The 20,909-nt window shown below is 60.9% G+C and carries 18 protein-coding genes; 12 read left to right on the forward strand and 6 right to left on the reverse strand.

Features of this window, described 5'->3' with window-relative positions; all coding sequences use genetic code 11:
* The first annotated feature begins 4 nt into the window (after window positions 1-4).
* On the forward strand, window positions 5-1,522 hold the full coding sequence (locus V8Z65_RS01275; protein WP_338722020.1) for a DUF5060 domain-containing protein: 1,518 nt from the start codon (window positions 5-7) through the stop codon (window positions 1,520-1,522).
* Between the two features lie 2 nt (window positions 1,523-1,524).
* Window positions 1,525-2,493, forward strand: coding sequence for a nucleoside hydrolase (locus V8Z65_RS01280; protein WP_338722021.1), 969 nt, complete (start codon window positions 1,525-1,527; stop codon window positions 2,491-2,493).
* Window positions 2,494-2,781: 288 nt separating this feature from the next.
* Here V8Z65_RS01280 and V8Z65_RS01285 read toward each other — a convergent pair whose 3' ends face one another.
* On the reverse strand, window positions 2,782-3,795 hold the full coding sequence (locus V8Z65_RS01285) for a substrate-binding domain-containing protein (protein ID WP_338722022.1): 1,014 nt from the start codon (window positions 3,793-3,795) through the stop codon (window positions 2,782-2,784).
* 356 nt (window positions 3,796-4,151) lie between these two features.
* Here V8Z65_RS01285 and V8Z65_RS01290 point away from each other — a divergent pair, with 356 nt between their 5' ends.
* Genes V8Z65_RS01290 through V8Z65_RS01310 form a run of 5 tightly spaced genes read left to right on the forward strand, consistent with a single transcriptional unit; the run spans window position 4,152 to window position 8,991 of the window.
* A complete protein-coding gene (locus V8Z65_RS01290; protein ID WP_338722023.1) occupies window positions 4,152-5,096 on the forward strand; it encodes a dihydrodipicolinate synthase family protein in 945 nt (314 codons plus the stop codon).
* 56 nt (window positions 5,097-5,152) lie between these two features.
* Complete coding sequence (locus V8Z65_RS01295) at window positions 5,153-6,106, forward strand: phosphoglycerate dehydrogenase (protein ID WP_338722024.1); 954 nt, start codon at window positions 5,153-5,155, stop codon at window positions 6,104-6,106.
* Window positions 6,107-6,123: 17 nt separating this feature from the next.
* Entirely contained in the window at window positions 6,124-6,666 is a 543-nt protein-coding gene (locus V8Z65_RS01300; RefSeq protein ID WP_338722025.1) for a TRAP transporter small permease, read from the forward strand.
* Window positions 6,666-7,940, forward strand: a complete 1,275-nt coding sequence (locus tag V8Z65_RS01305) for a TRAP transporter large permease (protein WP_338722027.1) — start codon at window positions 6,666-6,668, stop codon at window positions 7,938-7,940. Before V8Z65_RS01300 ends, V8Z65_RS01305 begins: the two co-directional genes overlap by 1 nt.
* Window positions 7,941-7,986: 46 nt before the next feature.
* Entirely contained in the window at window positions 7,987-8,991 is a 1,005-nt protein-coding gene (locus tag V8Z65_RS01310; RefSeq protein WP_338722028.1) for a TRAP transporter substrate-binding protein, read from the forward strand.
* Window positions 8,992-9,171: 180 nt separating this feature from the next.
* Here V8Z65_RS01310 and V8Z65_RS01315 read toward each other — a convergent pair whose 3' ends face one another.
* Genes V8Z65_RS01315 through V8Z65_RS01325 form a run of 3 tightly spaced genes read right to left on the reverse strand, consistent with a single transcriptional unit; the run spans window position 9,172 to window position 13,319 of the window.
* Complete coding sequence (locus V8Z65_RS01315) at window positions 9,172-10,827, reverse strand: GMC family oxidoreductase (protein WP_338722029.1); 1,656 nt, start codon at window positions 10,825-10,827, stop codon at window positions 9,172-9,174.
* Window positions 10,828-10,872: 45 nt separating this feature from the next.
* Window positions 10,873-12,270 carry a guanine deaminase gene (guaD, locus tag V8Z65_RS01320; RefSeq protein WP_338722030.1) on the reverse strand — a complete coding sequence of 466 codons (1,398 nt, stop codon included), beginning with the start codon at window positions 12,268-12,270 and terminating at the stop codon, window positions 10,873-10,875.
* Window positions 12,267-13,319, reverse strand: a complete 1,053-nt coding sequence (locus V8Z65_RS01325; RefSeq protein WP_338722031.1) for a LacI family DNA-binding transcriptional regulator — start codon at window positions 13,317-13,319, stop codon at window positions 12,267-12,269. The genes guaD and V8Z65_RS01325 overlap by 4 nt, the downstream gene beginning before the upstream one ends.
* Window positions 13,320-13,602: 283 nt before the next feature.
* Here V8Z65_RS01325 and V8Z65_RS01330 point away from each other — a divergent pair, with 283 nt between their 5' ends.
* From V8Z65_RS01330 to V8Z65_RS01350, 5 genes are all read left to right on the forward strand, one after another.
* Entirely contained in the window at window positions 13,603-14,772 is a 1,170-nt protein-coding gene (locus V8Z65_RS01330; RefSeq protein ID WP_338722032.1) for an extracellular solute-binding protein, read from the forward strand.
* Window positions 14,773-14,863: 91 nt separating this feature from the next.
* The gene (locus V8Z65_RS01335; RefSeq protein ID WP_338722033.1) at window positions 14,864-15,742 is read left to right on the forward strand and encodes a sugar ABC transporter permease; all 879 of its coding nucleotides are present in this window, start codon (window positions 14,864-14,866) and stop codon (window positions 15,740-15,742) included.
* A complete protein-coding gene (locus tag V8Z65_RS01340) occupies window positions 15,739-16,572 on the forward strand; it encodes a carbohydrate ABC transporter permease (protein ID WP_338722034.1) in 834 nt (277 codons plus the stop codon). Before V8Z65_RS01335 ends, V8Z65_RS01340 begins: the two co-directional genes overlap by 4 nt.
* 39 nt (window positions 16,573-16,611) lie before the next feature.
* On the forward strand, window positions 16,612-17,532 hold the full coding sequence (locus tag V8Z65_RS01345; RefSeq protein WP_338722036.1) for a sugar phosphate isomerase/epimerase: 921 nt from the start codon (window positions 16,612-16,614) through the stop codon (window positions 17,530-17,532).
* Window positions 17,529-18,314: a TIM barrel protein gene (locus V8Z65_RS01350; protein WP_338722037.1), complete on the forward strand. Its 786-nt coding sequence runs from the start codon at window positions 17,529-17,531 to the stop codon at window positions 18,312-18,314. The genes V8Z65_RS01345 and V8Z65_RS01350 overlap by 4 nt, the downstream gene beginning before the upstream one ends.
* A 199-nt stretch (window positions 18,315-18,513) precedes the next feature.
* Here V8Z65_RS01350 and V8Z65_RS01355 read toward each other — a convergent pair whose 3' ends face one another.
* The gene (locus tag V8Z65_RS01355) at window positions 18,514-19,206 is read right to left on the reverse strand and encodes a response regulator transcription factor (protein WP_338722039.1); all 693 of its coding nucleotides are present in this window, start codon (window positions 19,204-19,206) and stop codon (window positions 18,514-18,516) included.
* Window positions 19,207-19,220: 14 nt separating this feature from the next.
* Window positions 19,221-20,681, reverse strand: a complete 1,461-nt coding sequence (locus tag V8Z65_RS01360) for a HAMP domain-containing sensor histidine kinase (RefSeq protein ID WP_338722040.1) — start codon at window positions 20,679-20,681, stop codon at window positions 19,221-19,223.
* Window positions 20,682-20,909: the final 228 nt, after the last annotated feature.

Genomic DNA, 20,909 nt, shown 5'->3' on the forward strand with positions numbered 1-20,909 from the left:
GAGATTGACCGTGACCGTGATTGCACAATGGGACATGTTCGAGGTCTCGTTGCGGGGGCCCGCAGAGGGTAATCCCTTCCTCGACGTAACGCTGGAGGCAACCTTCAGGCAGAATGGCCGCGCCGTTCGCATCCCAGGATTTTATGACGGGGAAGGGACGTACAAGCTCCGCTTCATGCCTGACAACCAGGGTGAGTGGACCTATGAGACGCGCTCAAACTCTTCTGATCTCAACGGTCAGAGCGGCCGCCTGGCGGTGACCGCTCCACGGCCCGGCAATCACGGGCCGGTGCAGGTCGCCAACCGCTACCACTTCGCCCATGCTGATGGAACGCCTTTCCTCAGTTTTGGTACCACCTGTTACGCTTGGACGCATCAACCGCTGGGTGAGCAGGACAAAACGCTGCAGACGCTTAAAAAGGCGCGGTTCAACAAGCTGCGTATGGGCGTTTTTCCCAAGGACTATCCCTACAACATCAACGAGCCGCTGCACGACGTCTATCAGCGCGACGCGGATGGCAATCTCGATTTTGACCGCCCCAATCCCGAAAGTTTCCGGCATTTCGAAAATCAGGTGAAGGCGCTGGGCGATATCGGCATCCAGGCCGACATCATCATGCTGCACCCCTATGACCGATGGGGCTATTGCGAGATGAGCGAGGCGCAGGACTATCGTTTCTTCGCGTATCTCACGGCACGCCTCGCGGCCTATCACAATGTCTGGTGGTCGCTGGCCAATGAATATGACTTCCTGCTCGACACCAAGCCGATGCATCAATGGGATCGCTACTTCCACATCATCGAGGAAAACGATCCCTATGGGCATTTGCGCTCGATCCACAATGGCGATCCGGAAGCCAATTACGATCACCGGAAAGCCTGGGTCACCCATGCCTGCATCCAGAACTGGGATGTGAAGCGCACCACCGAATGGCGCGACGCCTATGGCAAGCCCGTGGTCAATGACGAGCCCGAATATGAGGGCAACATCATCCAGTCCTGGGGCAATATCTCGGCCGAAGAACTGGTGCACCGCTTCTGGATCACGACCATGCGCGGTGGCTATGCCGGCCACGGCGAGACCTATAGCAACCCCGATGACCTGATCTGGTGGGCCAAGGGCGGCGAGCTGCATGGCGAGGCCTGGAAGCGCATCGGCTTCCTCCGGCAGATCATGGAGGAAAGCGTTCGCACCGGATTTGAACCCATCGACCCGGAAATGCGCTTCCCTTGGAACCGCATTTCCGGTGCCAAGGATGGCGCTACGACCATCATCTATTTCGGCGAACATCAGCCCGTGATCTGGGCCAGCGGCCTGCCGCAGGATGATCTTGCCTATGAGGCCGACCTGATCGACACCTGGGCCATGACTGTCGAACCGGCAAAGATCGTGCCCGCGCCGGAAAACCACCCGACCCGTCACGGGGCCCATATTCGTCCGCGCAAGCCGGATGCCGCCTTTGCCGTAGAACTGCCAGGCCGTTCGCACCTGGCCATTCGCATTCGCCCGGCGCAAAGCTGACCATGGCCAATCTGCTCAACTGGCCACTCGTCAAGCCTCGCGCTCGCGTCATCATCGACAATGATTATTCCGGTGACCCGGATGATCTGGTTCAGACGGCGCATCACCTGCTATCGCCCACGGTCGAGATATCCTTCTTTGTCCCCTCCCACTTGTCCGTGGGCGACCCCTGGGATGCTACTGAGCACCAGGCGAGCAATGCCGAAAAAGTACTGCGCAAGTTGCTCGCCACGATGGGGGTAGAAGAACATTTCACTATCCATCGCGGCGCCGAAAAGGCGATCGTGGATCGCGCGACGCCGCGAGATACGCCGGCAGCGCGCGCCATCATCGCCGAGGCGCGGCGCACCGATACGGACCTACCGCTCTTTTATGCGGCGGGTGCCGGGCTGACCGATCTCGCTTCGGCCCTTCTCATCGATCCCACAATTGCCGAGCGCATGACTTTGGTTTGGATCGGCGGACCGGAATATCCCGAACTGGCTCCGCCACCGCCCGGCGCGAATGGGCCGGAATATAATCTACGCATCGACATTGCCGCGGCTCAGGTCGTTTTTGCCTCTGGCATGGCCATCTGGCAGGTGCCGCGAAATGCCTATCGGCAGGTGCTTCTGAGCTATGCCGAGCTGATCGCGTCTGTTGGCACGCAGGGAACGCTAGGAGCATACCTGCAGAAGTCGATCGAGGCAGTTATGGAGCGGACCGGCAAGATCGGGTTCAATATCGGAGAAACCTATGCCATGGGCGACAGCCCTCTGGTGACGCTGACCGCGCTGCAATCGGCGTTTGAGGCTGACCCTGCATCGAGCTTCTATGTCTTGCAGCCCCGGCCCGTCATTCGTGATGACGGCAGCTATGGCATGGTTGAGACGAGATTGCCGCCGATCCGCGTCTATACGCAGATCGACAATCGCCTCACCTTCTCCGACTTCTTCGCCAAATTGCAGCTTTGGGCTCGCGACCACGGCTAATCTCGACGGGACAATGGCTTAAGGCAAAAAAAAGGGTGAGAATCCCATTCTTTCCGCCATTCCTAAGCTCTGCGTGCCCCCGTTCCCGCGACCCAGGTGGCAATCGCGCTTTCCTGAAAGTTGCCAGTCTACTGAGTTGGTCCAGGCGACGGCAACGGGGCGGGGGAGGCGAGAGCTGCTGAGAGTAAGAAGACCGGGCAACCCCGGTGATGCTGCCGGCTTCCGTTTCGGTGCTTTCGCAAGGTCAAGGGCAACCAGTCTTTTGGCGCGATGGTCGCAGGGATATTTTTAGGCGCCTGAAGCTCGGTAAGCGACCAGATTGGTCTCAACATAGATGACCTGCCTGTTCGGCCTTTCCTTGCGCATGAGTTGAGCAAGGGCCTCAAAGGCCTTTTGGGCCAACAAGGGCTCATCCTGTTGGACGACGAATACCCGATTGGGCAGATATTCTATGATGGCGGAATGAGCAAAGGTGCCTGCGATGAGGTCTGCAGGTATGGCACCGAGGCGGCCGCGGATGGCGCGCATGGCTCCGTGGAAGATCAGCAGCGAGCCAAAAATCATGCCATCCGGCAGGGTGTCGCGCGCATCGAACAGGCCCTCCACGAGAGCATGGCCACCCTCCTCAGTGTCCTGATCCGAGGAGCGCACTGTGAAGCGGGCGGCAGCGTTTGGCAGTTGGGCCGTCGTGCTCTCGAAACCGCGGATACGCTGCAGCGTGGTTGGATTGGCGGGACTGCCCGTGAGGAAGGTGATCTCGCTGGCGCCAGCGGCGATGATCTGTTGGGTCAGTGTCTCGGCACTGGCAAAATGGTTGCTGGTGACGACGAAACCGTCATCGCCCTCAAACCTTCGGTCGATCTGGACAATCGGCATTTCTGTCTTGCGCCCGAGCGCCGGCAAGCTGCGCCGCGGCTCGCAAGGAGTGAGAATGACGCCGTCGACGCCACGCGCGAGGAAATTCTCTAGCGCCATGCGCTCGGCTTCGGGGCTTTCACCGGTGGACGTGGTGACCAGGACAAAACCTCGTTCCCGGCAATGCCGTTCAAGCGCTGCGGCCAGACGGGCAAAGAAGGCATTGGCGATGTCGGGAACGATGAGCCCCACTGTGTGGCTACGGGCCAGTTTGAGGCTGCGTGCCGCCTGATTGTAGCGATAGCCGTGTTCGGCGATATAGGCCTCGATGATTGCGCGGGCCTTGGGACTGATGCGGTAGTCATCGGCCTTGCCATTGATCACCAGCGTGACGGTGGTGCGTGAATAACCGGTATCGCGCGCAATTTCCTTGATCGTCTTGGCCATGAAACGGCGGTTTTCTCCATTGGTGGCTGCCAGGATCACCGGCCTCGCACCGAGCGCATCCGGACAAATTTGTATTGGCCAGACAAGTCCTTGGCAACAGATGTGGCGGGTCCGGAACGGCGGATTTCCACCGCAGGCGGGACCAGACCCGCACCCCCTTGTCCTGAGGCCTCAATTTCGCTAAAGGTCCTTTGCTAACTTGTGTGAGCAGGTTTAGCAGGTGAGGAGAAATCTCGACATCAGGGCTCATTTCCGGGCGCGATTGCGCACGCCCTCGGCTCTGAGTGAACCACGCTCCGGTGAGAGCGGTCGTGATGGTCTCCGCGCCGGTTTTGACGCAAAGAAGGTATGACCTGTTGACCGCTACTGCTGCTGAACTCGACCGTCACTCCGGCATCTGGCCGGTGATGCTGACGCCCTTCCGGGACAATCTGGAAATCGACTGGCGGTCGCTGGAGCGACTGATCGACTGGTACATCGCCAATGGCGTGCACGGCTTGTTCGCCAATTGCCAATCGAGTGAGATGTTCTTTCTGTCCGACACGGAGTCGGTGGAGCTGACCCGCTTCATCGTTGACTATGCCGATGGACGTGTCCCCGTTGTGGCATCGGGCCACACGGCCGACACTTTTACCCGCCAGGTCGAACAGGTCGCCGCCATTGCCGATACCGGCGTGGACAGCGTCATCCTGATTTCCAATCGGCTGGCGACCGCCGATCAATCCGACGAGATGGCACTCGACTGGCTCAAGCGCCTGACGGAGGCGGTGCCGGCCCCAACCACCATGGGCGTCTATGAATGCCCTTACCCATACAAGCGCTTGCTGTCCGACGCGGCGGTAGAGTGGTGCGCAAAATCGGACCGCTTCACTTTCATCAAGGATACCTGCTGCAATATCGAGACCATCCGGCGCCGCATCAAGCTTATCGAAGGCAGCCGCCTGCACCTGCTCAATGCCAATGCCCAAACCCTGCTCGATACGCTCAAGGCCGGCGGACATGGCTATTCGGGCGTGATGGCCAATTTCCATCCAGCGCTCTATGTCTGGCTGGTCGAGAATTGGAGCAAGGCTCCGGACAAGGCGGCCGTGCTCTCGGAAATCCTGACGCTGGGCGCGCTGTCGGAATATCTCGACTATCCGGTCAACGCCAAGGACTACCACAAACAGATCGGCACCTTTGAGAGCCGCATCTGCCGCAGCCGACCCATCGGCGGCTATGACGCCCTGCACTTTCCCACCACGGTGACGCAGATGCAAAGCCTGGCCGCGCGCTGCAAGCAGCTGATCGGTCTCGATTGAACTCGAGCAGGCCGGACCGGCATCCGGCTTGCCCCAAACCGCTTGAGGACATCACGTTGACCCGCACCGTATTGGTAACCGCCACGAACTATTCGCGCCTCTGCCGCGAGGGCAAAGCGCTTCTCGAAGCGCATGACTGCCAGGTGATCGAGAACGATTTTGGCCGCCCGATGACTTTTGAAGAACTCTCGGAGCGCGTCGGAGCGGTGGATGCGGTCGTGGCCGGTGTTGACAGCTGGAACGAGGCTGTGTTCGCGCTGGCGCCGCAACTCAAGGTGATTTCACGCTTCGGGGTGGGCGTGGACAATATCGACATCGAGGCGGCTCGGGCCCGGGGGATCAAGGTCACCAATGCGGCGGGCGGCAATGCCAATGCCGTGGCGGAATTGACCATCGGGCTGATCATCGCCGCCATGCGCGGTATCCCCGATCTGCACACTTCGACCCGCCAAGGGGGCTGGGATCGTTTCGTCGGCGAGGAGCTGGTAGGGCGCACCGTCGGGATTCTGGGTTTTGGCAATATCGCCCAGAAAATCGCCAAAAAGCTCAGCGGCTTCGACGTCACCGTGATTGCCTATGACAAGTTCCCCAATGCGGAAGCCGCGGCAGCGCTGAATGTGGAGCTGGTGAATGCCGAGCGCTTGCTGGCACGGTCGGACATAGTCTGCACCATGCTGCCAAGCCTGCCCGAGACGCGTCATTTCATGAACAGCGCCAGCTTCGCCCGCATGAAGGACGGCGCCTATTTCATCAATACAGCCCGCGGGGCACTCGTGGATGAGGTCGCTCTCAAGGCAGCGCTGGATAGCGGCAAGCTGCGTGGCGCGGCAATCGATGTTTACGAGCGCGAGCCGAGCGACCCGACCAATCCGCTGTTCCACACGGCCGGCATTGTCACCACGCCCCATACGGCGGCAGAGACCTATGAAACCTATACCGGCATCGGTGTGCTCACGGCCCAAGCCGTGATCGATGCGCTTGACGGGCGCACACCCCGCAACCTGCTCTGAGCGATCGAGGCCCAACCATGCCGGTTCTGACATTCATCGACCAAAAGAGCGAAAAATATCTGCTCACCGCCATCCTGGTCACCATTTCGGTGGTGTTGGTGCTGCAGGTTTTCATGCGCTACGTCATCAATAGCCCACTGGTCTGGGCCGAAGAGCTGGCGCGGTACCTCCTGGTATGGTGCACGATGATCGGTACCAGCCTGGCCGTTCGTGAGTCCCGGCATATCGTCGTGGACTTCGCTCCGATCCTGTTCGGGCCGCGTTCTGTCGGCCTGTTTCGGCTGATCTCGATGACCGGCATTATCGTGTTCGGCGTCGTCATCATCGTCTATTCACTGCCCTTCGTGCAGCGCGTGCAGCAGATGAACCAGCTCTCGCCATCGCTCGAAATCCCGATCTGGTGGGTCTATCTGGCGCTACCGGTCGGAGCCGCGGCTTCAATCCTGCGGGCTATCCAGCAGATTTACCTGCAATTGCGCTACGGACTTGTCCCGCCCGAACCTGAAACGGCCGAGATCGCTCCCGTCCCGTCTGAACTGCAAAAAGAGGCTGGCCGCTGATGTATCCCGCGCTTGCCCTGGGTTCCTTCATTATCCTGCTGTTCCTGACGATCCCGATCGCCATTGCCATCGGCCTGGCCTCTTTTGTGCCCGGTTGGCTGGGCGCGCCGGTCAATCCTAGTCAGGTAGTCCGGACCATCGTTACGGCACTCGATTCCTTCCCGTTGCTGGCGGTGCCGCTGTTCATGGTCGCCGGTGACATCATGACCGCAGGCGGGCTGGCCCGCCGGTTGTTCAACTTCGCCGATGCGCTTCTGGGGCGCCTGAACGGCGGCCTCGCTATTTCGACCGTGGCGGCCTGCATGTTGTTTGGCGCGATCTCGGGATCGTCACCGGCAACGGTGGCGGCCATCGGCGCCATGGCCATCCCGCTTCTGACCGCCAACGGCTATGACAAGCGCTTCTCGACGGTGCTGGTTGTCACCTCAGGCACCCTGGGGGTGATCGTGCCCCCGTCCATTCCCATGATCATCTATGGCATGGCCGCCAATGTCTCGGTCAGCGAGCTCTTCCTGGCCGGCATCGGTCCGGCCATGGCCATTGGCGGTCTGCTGATGGCCTACGCCTTCTGGTATGGCACCCGCCACAAGGACCGCATCCGCACCACGGCTGGCGATGTGCCGTTCGGCCAGGCCATTCGCAGCAGTTTCTGGGCCTTGTTGGCGCCGGTGGTGGTGCTGGGTGGCATCTATAGCGGCGTGTTCACGCCCACCGAGGCCGCGGCGATTGCGGTGGCCTATAGCGCCTTCGTGTCGCTCTTTGTCTTTCGGGAACTGACCTTTCCCGAGCTTATCCGCGTCGTGGGTCGTACGGCCCTGACCATCGCCCCCATTCTGATCATCACCGGCACTGGGGCGGCGCTCGGGCGCGTGCTCAACTTGCTGGGCGTGCCTGTCATGCTGGGCGATTTCGTCTCCACCATCGTGCACGAACCACTGATGCTGTTGCTGCTGGTCAATGCGATCCTGCTGCTGGTCGGCATGGTCATGGAGACACTCGCGGCCATTATCGTGCTAACGCCGATCCTGCTGCCGGTCATGCTGCTCTACGGCGTCGACCCGATCCACTTTGGCATCGTCATGACCGTTAACCTGGCCATTGGCTTCGTCACCCCACCGGTGGGCGCAAATATCTTCATTGCCACCCAGCTGACCAGGCTGGGTCTGGTCGAAATCTGCAAGGGGCTGCCGATCCCGCTGACCTTGCTGATCATTGGTCTGGCCATCGTCACCTACATCCCAGCCGTCGCGCTGTGGCTGCCCTCGATGTTCTAGCCCGACACATCCAACTCAAAAGCAAACCAAAAAGGGGAGAGAGACCTTGCGTATTTCCACTATCCTGACCAGCGCCGGCCTGCTGTCGGCACTCATGGTCACGACGCCGTCCATGGCGCAGGACTACACCATGATCATGGCGCACACGCTGTCGGACACCAAGCACCCGATCTATCAGGCGTTCAACCGACTGGAGACCGAGATCGAGCAGCGCAGCAATGGGCGCATCGACGTGGTCGACCAGGGTGGTGGTGCGCTGGGTGGCGACCGCGAAACCATGGAGGCCGCGATCTTCGGTGACATCCAGTTCGCCCCGATGTCGAGCTCGGCCGCTGTGCAGTTCGTGCCCGAGCTGGCGGTGTTTGACATTCCCTATGTCATGCCGGCCGACAAGGACGCTCGCTACACACTGTTGAACGAAGGTCCGCTGGCCGAGGCAATCAGTGCGGCCATGGAGGCCAAGGGCCTCAAATTCATGGGCATCATGGATGGTGGCTTCCGCAATTTGACCACCAAAGACACCGAGGTGCATAGCCCCGCCGACATCGCCGCCGCCGGGCTGCGCGTCCGTGTGCAGGAAAACCCTATCCACATCGCCATCTGGCGCGACCTGGGGGCATCGCCTACGCCGATCGCCTTCACCGAACTCTATGGTGCCCTGCAGCAGGGCGTGGTGGACGCGCAGGAGAACCCCTATGGGCACATTCTGAGCCAGCGCTTCTATGAAGTGCAGAAATACCTGATCAACACCAACCACATCCTGCTCGCCAACGTGAACGCCGTAAGTCTGGAATGGTACAATGGGCTGCCGCAGGACCTGCAGCAGGCCGTCGACGAAAGCTTCGACATTGCCACTAAATTCCAGTGGGACGTCCAGGCCGAATTGCAGGACAGCCAGCGCGCCGAACTGGAAACCCATATGACCATTGTTGACCTGTCGTCCGAAGAACTGGCCCAGTTCCAGGAAAAGACCACCGGCGTAGTCGATATGGTGCGCGAGCGTGCCGGCAATGACATTGTCGACACCCTGATGACATCGCTGGGCAAGTAGCCCTGACCTTCAGGCCTGGCGCAGAAGTGCAAGCCGCGCCAGGCCCACTCCGCGAGATTCGGACGCGACGGTAATTTCAAGAGCGTTGCCAGCCGGCATTGCTCCCCAAGACAGGCTAGAACGCAAGTCCGTCAGGGAAGCAAATAAGCCCGCGCCGCACGCTAGCGGTCCGGAGAGGCCCTATGCCGGTTCGCTTTTCAGTCGTGACGCCAGACGACGACAGGCCCTTACCGTCATGGCCATGATGGTCAGTGTGGTTCCGGAGACGCCGCTGCCGGCAAACGCGCTGGCATCGGTCACCAATAGGTTAGGCAGGTCCCAGCTCTGGTTCCACCCATTGAGAACTGACGTGCTGGCATCGTCACCCATGCGTGCGCCGCCAGCCTCGTGGATGGCAGCCCCCATGACCATGGTGCGCGGGAACATTTTTCGAAAAACAAAGCGGCTGAACGGGTCCGCGTCCGGATAGGCGCCGCGCCCCTTTTCCTCAAGGCCCAGGGGTGAGCCGACATAGTCAATGTGACCGCCTGCGCCCTCAATGGTCTCGACGATGGCGCTGATCTGCGCCTTGAGCCTCTCGGTGTCATGCGCGCCGATCTTGCAGCGGATATGCGGTACCGGAATGCCCCAGGCGTCGCGCCGTTTGGGATCGAGACTAATGCGGTTGTCCGGGTCCGCATCCATGGCGCCATAGCCGAAAAAACTGAAGCGGGCATCGGCATCCGGCGGGGCGGCGTAGCGGCCGATACTGCCCTGGAAGGCAAAGTCCGAACCCGCCTTCTGCCCGTCCGGGCCGAGGAAGCGTGGCATATAGATCCCCCCCGAGGGGCCGTAGAAGGGATCGGCCGGCGCGCTGTCTGCCGTGCCCCAGCCCTTGGCCCGCTCATAGGTTCCGGCCACCACGCAGGGCAATTGATCAACGAAATAGCGCCCCAGCGTGCCCGAGCGGTTGCCCAGACCTGCCGGATGCTGCGGCGTGGCCGAATTGAGCATCAAACGGATCGTTTCGATCGGCGAGGCGCAAAGCACCACGGAACGGGCATGAATGGTGCTCTTCTGGCGTGTGAGGCGATCGATGACTTCAACGCCCGTAGCCTGTCGCCCGGCTTCGTCGGTGAGGACCCGGCTCACAATGCTGTTGTAGCGAAGCTCGAGGCGGCCGCTGGCCAGGGCCTCGCGCATGGGACGAAGCACGCGCGTTGGTTCCGGCCCGATATAGCGCCAGGTGACGATCTTGCGATCGGGCCACTGGCCCTCGACGTCCTGCTTGAATTGCCGTTCTGCCGCCGTCATCTGCGCGCGGTGTGCATAGACGCTGTCGGGCAAGGTGGGGACATGGTCGTCCTCGCCATAGAGACCGAGTGTGCGCTCCACTTCTTCGTAATAGGGCACGAGCTCGTCATAGCCGATTGGCCAATCCACGCCCCGGCCGGTGCGGCTGTGAACCTTGAAATCATCATCGGTCCAGCGCAGAAGCATGCGGCCGAACACATGGGTGCGACCGCCGGCCTGGCGGCTGCGGATCCACACAAAGGGGGCGTCGGGGGGTGTCGTATAGGGCGATTGCCGGTCATTGACGAAGAGGTGGCGTTGCCGCGCGTCGAAAAAGGCTGCCCGTGCCTGAATGCCCTGGCCGCCCATAAAGGCCTTGGCGCGCTGCCAGAGATTAATGTCACTCTGACGGGGCACCGAGGACGGATTAAAGTCGTCCACACCGATTTTCGGACCGGCCTCGAGCTGCAACACACGAAGGCCCCGCGCGGTCAGCTCCTGGGCTGCGAACATGCCGGACGCACCTGACCCAACGATCAAGGCATCGTAAATTGTGTCCGACATAATGGCTCCAAGGGTTCGTTGCTGAGGATGTGTCCGGGGACCGGGCTAGTGCCGTCCGAGATCGTCTGGTGGGGGCGCGACGACCTGGTGTCCATCCACCCAGACCGCGGCGATATTGGCCCGCGTCGTACCATGGATGATCTTTTCAAAGATCGCCTCGGGTCTGGTGATATCGAACAGGCGAATGCCGCCATTCCGCGCCCTCGTATCGATCTGAACCAGATCGAAGCGGCAGCCTGGTTGCAGTCGACCGACCGGCAGGTCGAGCACGTCAGCCCCGCCCGCCGTGGCCAGGTGAAAGGCCGTGACCAAATCAATGGCTGAACCGGCTCTGCCACGGCGCTCTGCCGGCAGGTCTGGATCCACACCATCTTCCAACAGACGCGACGCGCGCACGGTCGTCAGGCAGGCCTCGAACATGGAAGCGGACGGCCCGCCCGAAATATCGGTGCCCAGCCCGACCCGCACCTGCCGCTCAAGCGCCTTGCGCAGCGGAAAGACGCTGTTGGCAAAGTAGATGTTGGAGAGTGCGCAATGGGCGACGCCCGCGCCGCGCCCGGCGACACGATCCATGTCGTCGCCGGACAGAAAGTTCGAATGAGCGAGGACTGTATGGCGCGTCAGAAGGCCGAAGTCGTCTAGAGCCTCCGCATCGCTTTTGCCGAAACGATTGAGGGCATGACCATGCGCCCAGTCGCTTTCCGAGCAATGGGTCTGGATATGGCACGCATGCTCGGCAGCCAATGCGCCAAGCCCGGATAGAGCCTCGGGCGTGCAGGACGGCGTGAACCGCGGTGTCACAACGGGCAGAACGCGTGCCTCGGCATTGTCAGGGTGGGCCCGGATATAGTCGATCACCGCGCGTGTGCCGGACACGGCCGCCACGGCATCGGCATCCCGATAGTCCTCCGGACAGGTGGCAGGGTCGTCCATGGCTACCTTGCCCACCAGCGCGCGCTGCCCAAGTTCGAGGCAAAGATCGGCCAATAGCTTGGTGGCATCTACATGCTGGGTGGCAAAATAGACAACGGTCGTGGTGCCCTGGGCCAAGAGGTCCTCGACCAGCGCCCGGTAGCGCGGGGCGGCAAAGTCGAGATCGGCATAGCGCGCCTCGAGCGGGAATGTGTAGGTGTCGAGCCATTCGGCCAGCGGCGCGTCGAGCGCCAGCCCCAGTTGCGGATATTGTGGTGCGTGCACGTGCAAATCCACCATGCCGGGCAGGCCGTAGTTGCCCCGCGGCAATCGCAGGATATTGCTACCCAGATCGGCTTCCGCAGCGGCACGACCCGCGGCATCAGGACCCAAAACTGCCGTTATCGTTCCAGCCTCGTCCACCGCGATCAGCGTGTCGGTCAAGACCTCAAGGCGGTCGCGCGTCGGCGCATGAAAGAAATCGCCTACAATTGCGCGGCCCCGCAGGCTTGGTTTTTCCGTCAGGCTCATGGTTCGATCTTTCGCACGCTCTGGCGCAGGATCAATTGGCAGGCCACCTCGATACGCTCATCGGCCGCCACGGCCTCACCCTCGACCATGCGGATCAGAAGGTCGGCGGCCTGCTGGCCCAGACCGGTCGTGGATTGCTGGATGGTGGAGAGACTCGGGACCATATAGGCGCCCACCGGCGCGTCGTCGAAGCCGATGACAGACACATCAGAAGGCACATCCAGGCCGGCATCGCGCACCGTCTTGATAAAGCCGATCGCTGTGTCGTCATTGGCGCAGATCACAGCACTGGCGCGACGATCGGGAGCGATCTCCAGATAGTCCTGAGCTGCCTTTGCGCCACCGCCAAAGTTGAAGTCGCCGGGAAAGATCTGCAGACTTTCAGCGGGCACGCCAGCAAGGGTGAGCGTTTCCGATACACCCCTCGAGCGCTGCCCTTCGTGATAATTGCCAGCCCGGCCGCCAATATAGGCAAAGCGGCGATGCCCCATTGCCAGCAGGGTCCGAACCGCCTCGGAGATGGCCGCGTAGTCATTGCTGACGACGCTGGGAATGCCGTCGTCGCTCTGGTCGAAATGCAATGAAACCACGGGCAGGCCGGCATCAGCCAATGTCAATGCGGCGGCCCTGGGCGGCAGTGAGGCCATCAGGATCACCCCGCATATGGTGCCTCCCAGAGCCGTTGTGATGATGTGTTCGTCGGTCCATGCTTCGCGCGACACATTGGCGATCAGCAGATGATAGCCGCGCTCGGTCAATGTCTTGGCCACCGATTCAAGGCCCTCCATCACCGTCTGAGAAGCGCCGATATAGAGAGCTTCGGGCAGGACGATCATGACGGTGCGGGTCTGCCCCATCCGCAGGCTCCGCGCCGTCTGGTTGACGGTATAGCCAAGCTTGCGGGCGGCCGCCTCTACCTTGAGGCGCGTCGGCTCGGCAATGCGCCCCGGTTTGGTCAGGGCCCGGCTTACGGTCGAGGTGGCGACACCTGCTTCCCGGGCAACATCGGCAATTGATGGCCCGGGTGAACGCTCATCATTTTTGGCCATGCTATCCCCCTGCGCCTTCACGACATTTCCGATTCGCCCAATTTTGAGGCAGTGATCACTCTTGCGCACCAAATCAGCATATGCCATGACTATCGCGTTGGCAATCGATTGCCAAACAAAAATGGTCCGACCGGTGCTGGAGGGAAGCCGCGTTCGGAAGGGCCCAGAATGTTGTCATTCACTGGTCAATCCCGGAGGACCGACCGCTATGAAACATCTTCTTCCAGCAGCTGTTCTGTTGGCTGCCACAGCCCTAACCGCTCAGGCGAATGGCCAAAGCGCGATGGACACGCCAGCGACCGGCACCCTGCAGATCTGGATCGGCGGTGCCGAAGCCGAGAAATTGCCAGCTTTCCTCGCAGACTTCGAAGCTGCTAACCCCGAGCTCAAAATCGAGGTCACGCAGATTCCGTCCGACCAGTTTGATACCAAGCTGCTCACGGCCATTGCCGCGGGCACTGTGCCGGACGTAGTGCGCCTCTACTCCCAGAGTCAGGCAGGGCTTCTGGCCACGGGCGCTTTTGCCGAAGTGCCTGAAGGCCTGTTCGACCCCGAAGACTTCTTCATCAATGTCTACAAATCCACCGTCAAGGATGGGGTGGCCTACGGTGTCCCGATGGATGCCTACGCCACCATGTTCCAATACCGGAAGGACCTTGCGGAAGCCGCTGGCCTTGAGGCGCCCAAGACCTGGGACGAGCTCAAGACATTCGCTGCAGCCATGAAGGAGCAGGGCGTTGAATGGCCGATTTCGCTCGATGTTGGCTACGACATTTACAATGCCCAAAGTCTGAATGAATTCGTCCACCAGAATGGCGGCGCCTTCATCAGCGCGGATGGTTCAGCCTGGACTATCAATAGCCCTGAAAATGTCGCTGCGCTCGAATACTGGGGATCGCTGATTGCGGAAGGGTACGCCTCTGCCGATGGTCCGAAATTCCTCGATACCGTGCCTTGGTTTACCTCAGGTCAGATCGCGGCCAAGGACAATGGCCCCTGGCTGGAGCAGTTCCTGGTGGATGCCAATGGCGCTGAATGGATCAAGGACCATCTGGCCACCGCATTGGTCCCTGCAGGTCCTGCGGGCAGTTTCTCGGCCCTGGGTTCGGGTAGCCTTGCCGTGCTCGAAGATGCCGGCAATCCGGACGCCGCCTGGAAACTGATCAGCTATATGACGCAGCCGGAAACCCAGATCGCCTGGTACAAGTACTTCGGCTCGCTCCCCGCCGTTAAGGCCGCCTGGGACGATCCGGCAATCGCCTCCAACCCCTTGCTCGATGCTGAGCGCGAGGCCCTGCTGACGGCAGTGGATATCCCGCAGGTTTCTACCTGGCCGCAGGTTGGCACCTATCTCGGTCAGCAGATGGAACTGGTGGCCCGTGGTCAGGCCAGCGCCCAGGATGTGCTCGACGACGTGCAGATGTTTGCCGAAGGCGTCGGCCTGGGCAACTGATGTCCCCCCGGCCCCGGGCTCTTTGAGCCTGGGGCCAAATCTGGCCGTCCGCCCAGCCTGGAGCTTAGCCTTGTCCCGGATCGCATCCCTGATGTCCGAGCCCCGCCACATGCGGGCGACGACCGCATGGCTCTTCATCGCGCCATTCATGACGATCTTCGTCGTTTTCACCGCAGTGCCGGCGATACTGGCTCTGATCTACAGTTTCACCGATATCGGCGTTGCCGATATCAGGCGTCCGCTCGAGGTCGATTTTGTCTTCCTCGACACCTTTGTCCGGGTATTGACCAATGCTGGATTTCTTAAGTCGGTCTGGACGACTGCGCTCTTCGTAATTGTCGGCGTGCCTTTGACAATGGCGATTGGCCTGGCTCTGGCCATCGGGCTCAACAATGGCATTACCAAGCTGCGGTCCACCTATCGCGCGGCCTTTTACCTGCCCGTGATCACCAATATCGTGGCCGCCGCCGTGATCTGGCAATATGCCTTCACCCTCAGCGGTCCGGTCAATTCCATGCTTGGCTCGCTCGGTGTCACCGGGATCAACTGGCTGGGTGATCCGAAAATGGCCATGCCTACCGTGATCATGCTGGCGGTATGGCGTAATGTGGGCACTTGCATGGTGCTGTTTCTGGCCGGCCTGCAGGCTATCCCGGAAGACGTCTACGAAGCCGCCATGATCGATGGCGCGTCCACCTGGCGGCGGTTTACCGCCATAACCCTGCCATTGCTCAAGCCGGCAACACTGCTCGTCACCGTCCTGATGACCGTGTCATTCATGAATATTTTCGATGAACCCTACCTGCTCACCAAGGGCGGGCCGCTCAGTTCCACCAAATCGGTCGCACTCTGGGTCTATGAGCAGTTCGGCCAGGGCAATATCGCGCCGGCCATGGCCGGGTCCTATGTCATGCTGGCTATTGTTGTGGTTCTGGGCATTGTGCAACTGCGCTGGCTGAGGGCACGATGATCAACAAGCCTCATCCCGTTCTGACCACTTTCCTCTATGGACTTCTGACCCTGGGGGCGATCGTCGCGTTGCTGCCTTTCGTCTGGGTGCTGTTCGGTGCCTTCAAGTCCCAGGCGGAGATCTTGGCTGCGCCGGGCGCCTGGTTGCCGCAGAGCTTCACCAATGTCAGCAATTTCGTGACCCTGTTCGCTGAACGTATGTTCGGCCGCTATATGGTCAATTCGCTGATCGTGTCTGCGGCCACCGTACTGACCAACGTGCTGTTTGCCACAATGGCAGGCTATGCCATGGCCAAGCTCGAATTCCCCGGCCACAAGCTGGTTTTCGGCTGCGTGCTGGCGGCAATGATGGTGCCCTATATCGCGCTGTTCGTGCCCCAGTTCTTCATCATCGTGCAGATGGGGCTGGTCAACACATTGGTGGCCGTGGTGCTGCCGATCGCGGTCATGCCCATCGGTGTCTTCATAATGCGCCAGTTCGCCGACTCCGTACCCGACGAATTGCTTGAAGCCGCACGGCTCGACGGAGCCGGTGAAATCACCATCTTCTTTCGCATCTTCCTGCCTCTGGTCGGGCCCGCCATCGCGACCGTCGCGATCATTACCTTTCTCAATTCCTGGAACTATTTCCTCTGGCCCCTGATCGTGGCTCAGAACCAGGACACCTATACCCTGCCGGTCGGCCTTGCCGTCGCCTCGCAGGGCGCCAGATCCACCGATTACGGATTGCTGCTCGCCGGGGCGATCGTCGTTCTCCTGCCGGTGCTGATCCTCTTCCTTTTCCTGCAGAAATATTTCGTCCAGGGCATTGCCGGCACCGGCATCAAATAGCCCCGTCATACCGAGCCTTGGGCTCAGCAAGGATTTCTCATGCCGTTCACGGTCGCAACCGACATCATCACCTTCTACGATCCGGCATTCTGGGGTCTGAGCACCTTTGACGATGTGCTCGCCTGGGGAGCGGCGAACCCCCGCCCGTTCTGGGACAAAGTGCTGGCAACACTATCCGGCACAGGGGTCACCGGACTTGAACTGACATTTGGACCGGGCAGCATCGACAACGCCCTTCGCGCCTTTGGCAGCGTGGCTGCCTTCAAGTCGGCGCTGGATGCGTCAGGCGTCAGCGTCGTCAGCGCCTTTGTCGCCGATGGTCCGAAATGGGATGGCGACGCAGACCTGCCCGCCATCGTCGCCGATGCAGAACGCCGTGCCGATTTTCTTGCCGAACTCGGCGCCGAAATCCTCGTCTGCGGCCTGCCAATGCGCAAGACCTTCGGCGAACAGCCATCTGTCTTTATCGACGGTCGCTATATGCAGGCCATGGCCGACATTGCCCATGCTGTGGGCGACGCGATCGGCCAGAAGGGGATTAAGCTCGCGCTGCACACCGAGTCCAACAGCACGCTCTGGTATGAACGCGACATCGACCTGCTCATGGCGCTGACCGACCCGCGCTATGTCTGGCTCTGTCCGGATTCCTGCCACATCGCCTTGGGCGGCGGCGATCCGGTGCAGGTCGCCGAACGTCACCGCCAACGCATCGCCCTGGCGCATTGGAAAGACGCGCTTGGTCCCATCGAGGGGCACCTGGTCATCGACGCAACCATTTATGAGCAGCAGCAGCGCTACATGGCCGACTTCGGCAAGGGCGTGATTGACTGGGCCGGCTGGGCCGCTGCCAATGCATGCACGCCAGGCAGAGATATCGCCTTGATCGAACTTGATGTCGCGGCCGATCCCGTCGCGGCACTGCGCGAGGGCCTGGCCGTCGTATCGCGCTACCGCGCATGATCGCGTTCAGTGCCTGCATCGAAACCGCCTTCACCGAAGACCATGCGGATTTTCCTGCAAGGGTTCGCGCCGCTGCGGCAAGCGGTTTCAGGGCCGTCGAAATCTGGGACTGGTGGACCAAGCCGCTGCCGGACCTGCGCGACGCCCTGCGCGACACCGGGACGACGCTGCATACCCTCTGCGTGGAGGATTGGCGGGACAAATGCCAGCTTGGCGATACGGCAGCGCGCGGCCAATTCATTGATCGGGTGCAACGTGCTGCCGAGGCCGCCATCACATTGGGTACGCCCAATCTGGTGGCGCTGCCAGGCGACCGGCTCGCGGACGTTGACGAGGCCATCCAGCGCGATTGCCTGATGGAGACCCTGGAGGCAGCGGCGACAGCGATTGCAGGCTCGGGTTTGACGCTGCTGCTCGAAGTCGTAAACCGGCAGGTCGAGGGACCCAATGCCTTGGTCCGGGATTCAAAAACCGCGCTTGATCTGCTCCGCCAGCTCGGTCGCCCGGACGTTGCCTTCCTTTATGATCGCTATCACGCCATCCTCAATGCCGAGCCGCTGGGTTGGGCAGTTGCAACCAATATGGATCTGGTCGGCCATGTGCAGGTCGCAGACGTGCCGGGTCGGCACGAATTCGGCACGGGAACGGTCGATTGGGTAATCGAGCTGAATTGGCTTGTCCAAGCCGGATATACCGGCTTTGTCGGGATCGAAGCCATCCCCCTTGGCCCCAGCAAGGACCTGCTGGCCCGGGCCATGCGCCTTCTTAGCCTTGAGGGATAGGCGGATGGCTGGCCTTGTGACCGAAACTTGAGGCGAGTCCGCGCCTTCAATCGGCGATATGGGCAGCAACAGACGGGGGACAAGGGTTACCCTTCGCGTGTCCGCGTACCAAGGCCTCGCCCATCTACAAGGCGACCGGTGGCCTCCGCGCCGATCCTTCTTGGCCATACGAAGACCGGGAATACGGTTCGGTATCTGATCAGGGCGAAAGGTTCTCTTTCATTCGGACAGGGCCGCTAAAGGTATATCCGACGCCGTAAACGGCCCGGATCGGTGAAACCAGACTGGCCTTCTCTTCCAGCTTCCGGCGCAGCCTGCTGACAACCGCATCCAGGTGGCGGTTGTCAAACTGGGTTTGCCGTTTGGAGAGAATGCGCGTGAGTGCCTCGCGCGTGCACGGCTTGCCGAAATTGGTGACGAGCGCGCCGATAAATGCGTTTTCCGTCGCCGTTAGCCGGATCGTCTGACCGGTTGGCGCAATCAGTTTCCAGGAGACACTGTCAAAAATCCACTCCTCCGCCGACGCCTCGTCAGGGGCAGGCACCGTTTTCAGTCTACGCAAGAGGCTGTGAATGGCAGCCGCTATTTCTCGCAGACTGGTATGCTTGACCAGATAGATGTCAGCGCCGCTTTCGAAGCCGCGGACGCGGTTTTCCGCGCCGCCGTGCGCGGTCAGCATGATAATGCCGCAGCCGTTCTGCGCGCGAATTTCCTCGGCAAGCGCGAAGCCGTTCCCGTCAGGCAATGACACATCCAGGATGACGACGTCAGGGGCCGTGCCACCGTCGAGCGCCTCGCGCAACTCGGAAGCGCTGGCCAGCCCGAGCGCGTCAAGGCCCTGCAAGTTCATATAGTCCACCAGGTCAACGCGCAGACTATCCTCGTCTTCCACGATGTAGATGCGGCTCAAACCTGTTCCTCCATCTGGTGGCCCACCATTTCCCCAGGCCGTGGTCCGGGAAAGGGCAGTCGGGCGATGGCGACGGTGCCCCCGCCGGGTCGCGGCGAGAGGGATAGGGTTCCGTTGTGATAGCCCAGAAGTTTGCGGCAGGCGTGCAGACCCAGCCCTGTGCCTGTCCTGCCGCGGGCATTGGACGCTCTGAAATAGCGGCGGCCGAGATGTCCGCGATCTGCCTCGGGCACGCCAATGCCCCGGTCAGAGACTTGAAAAACAAGGATATTCTTGCGTTCAAAGACGGCAATCTCGACCGGTGAATCATCGAAGGAATATTTCAGAGCGTTGTCGATAAGGTTGATCAGCACAGTCCCGAGCATTTCCGGATCGCCCCAATAGCCACGCACCTGTTCGACATTGCCAAAACGTAACTGCCCCTCCTGGCCGGTCAAGATGAACGGCTGCGTGACACTCTCCATCAGCTTGGCGATATCGAGCTCTTCGGATTCGAGGATGCCCTCCTCCTGCTTCTGCCCGGCCAGGAAACGATCGATCAACATGGTCATGCGTTCGATAGACTGATCGATCCCGACCAGGCGTTTTGCGACCGTTTGGGGCGGCCGCTCAAGGACGGCCTCGATCATGTCCCGCGCGTAGCGGATCGCCGCCAGCGGGGTGCGGAATTCATGGCTGACCATATGCATGAGCAGGTTCTGCTCCTCGCGGGCAGCGCGCTCCGCATCGAGGCTGGCAGAGAGCTCGACTTCCAGCCTCCGCCGCTCGGCAACCTCATTGGCAAGAGCTGTATTGCGGTCCTGCAGATCGGCAAAAAGACGCATGCTGACCATGCACAACAGGCAGATGAAAAGCGCGGTGATGAACAAAGTGCCTTGGAAGAAGTACCAGGCGTTCACGTTGCTCAGGATCGGACCGTTTTCGACAGTCGCCGGCACCCAATAGACAAACAAGCTCTGGAGCAGGCTGGCCCCGGCATATTCGGCCAAAAGACCAATGGTGATCCAGCGCAGGAACCGCGACTGCGTGTGGCTGAGATAAACCGAGCGCGCCAGAAGCCCCATCATGACCACGGTGAATGCTGTGGACAGGTGAATGCGCAAGGCGAGATCGGCCGGCACATAGACGACCGCCAGTGTCCAGAAGAGGATGTGCAAGGCAAGAAACACGATCCCAATTTTAATGAAACTGGGCCGGCCGAGGAAGCGTGCAACGCCGTCAGCCAGCAGGACCAGGCCGATCTTGAGAACAAGGTTGTCGGTCACGATCCGCCACAAGGCCGGGTCGGGCCCGCGCTCTAGCAGCAGCAGCAAACCAAGGGCGATGGCGGTGAATCCGGCCGCGAGGAACTTGAGCTGGTAGAGATGCCGCCAGGCCATCCAGATCAGAATCCAGGCAATCGCCAATAAGGCGGTTATGCAGAATTCCAGCACCAGCAGCGTCTTGAGATCGAGCATGCCTCAGTGATCGCCCAGCCTGACGGTCTGTGCAAGCCTTGGCAGCACCGTTGCTTTCGGCGGCAGGTGAATTTGCGCTGGTAATATTGGTCCGAAGGCAGTGCTTCGTCAGTTTTCGTCAGAATCGGTCAGAATTGGTAGGTGGAACGCCCTCAAAACCGACTGTATCCCGAGGGCCAGGACGACATGCGTGCATGTCGAGCCGCGCGCTTGGGAGACGTGTGAGGA

This window comes from Devosia sp. XK-2, from assembly GCF_037113415.1.
Taxonomy (GTDB): Bacteria; Pseudomonadota; Alphaproteobacteria; order Rhizobiales; family Devosiaceae; genus Devosia.

Excerpts from the sequence above, each read along its gene's own strand:
- V8Z65_RS01280 (WP_338722021.1), top strand. The coding sequence starts at position 1,525 with ATGGCCAATCTGCTCAACTGGCCACTCGTCAAGCCTCGCGCTCGCGTC.
- V8Z65_RS01340 (WP_338722034.1), top strand. The coding sequence starts at position 15,739 with ATGATCAACAAGCCTCATCCCGTTCTGACCACTTTCCTCTATGGACTT.
- V8Z65_RS01345 (WP_338722036.1), top strand. The coding sequence starts at position 16,612 with ATGCCGTTCACGGTCGCAACCGACATCATCACCTTCTACGATCCGGCA.
- V8Z65_RS01305 (WP_338722027.1), top strand. The coding sequence starts at position 6,666 with ATGTATCCCGCGCTTGCCCTGGGTTCCTTCATTATCCTGCTGTTCCTG.
- guaD (WP_338722030.1), bottom strand. The coding sequence starts at position 12,270 with ATGAGCCTGACGGAAAAACCAAGCCTGCGGGGCCGCGCAATTGTAGGC.
- V8Z65_RS01330 (WP_338722032.1), top strand. The coding sequence starts at position 13,603 with ATGGACACGCCAGCGACCGGCACCCTGCAGATCTGGATCGGCGGTGCC.
- V8Z65_RS01335 (WP_338722033.1), top strand. The coding sequence starts at position 14,864 with ATGTCCGAGCCCCGCCACATGCGGGCGACGACCGCATGGCTCTTCATC.
- V8Z65_RS01325 (WP_338722031.1), bottom strand. The coding sequence starts at position 13,319 with ATGGCCAAAAATGATGAGCGTTCACCCGGGCCATCAATTGCCGATGTT.
- V8Z65_RS01285 (WP_338722022.1), bottom strand. The coding sequence starts at position 3,795 with ATGGCCAAGACGATCAAGGAAATTGCGCGCGATACCGGTTATTCACGC.
- V8Z65_RS01315 (WP_338722029.1), bottom strand. The coding sequence starts at position 10,827 with ATGTCGGACACAATTTACGATGCCTTGATCGTTGGGTCAGGTGCGTCC.
- V8Z65_RS01360 (WP_338722040.1), bottom strand. The coding sequence starts at position 20,681 with ATGCTCGATCTCAAGACGCTGCTGGTGCTGGAATTCTGCATAACCGCC.
- V8Z65_RS01350 (WP_338722037.1), top strand. The coding sequence starts at position 17,529 with ATGATCGCGTTCAGTGCCTGCATCGAAACCGCCTTCACCGAAGACCAT.
- V8Z65_RS01300 (WP_338722025.1), top strand. The coding sequence starts at position 6,124 with ATGCCGGTTCTGACATTCATCGACCAAAAGAGCGAAAAATATCTGCTC.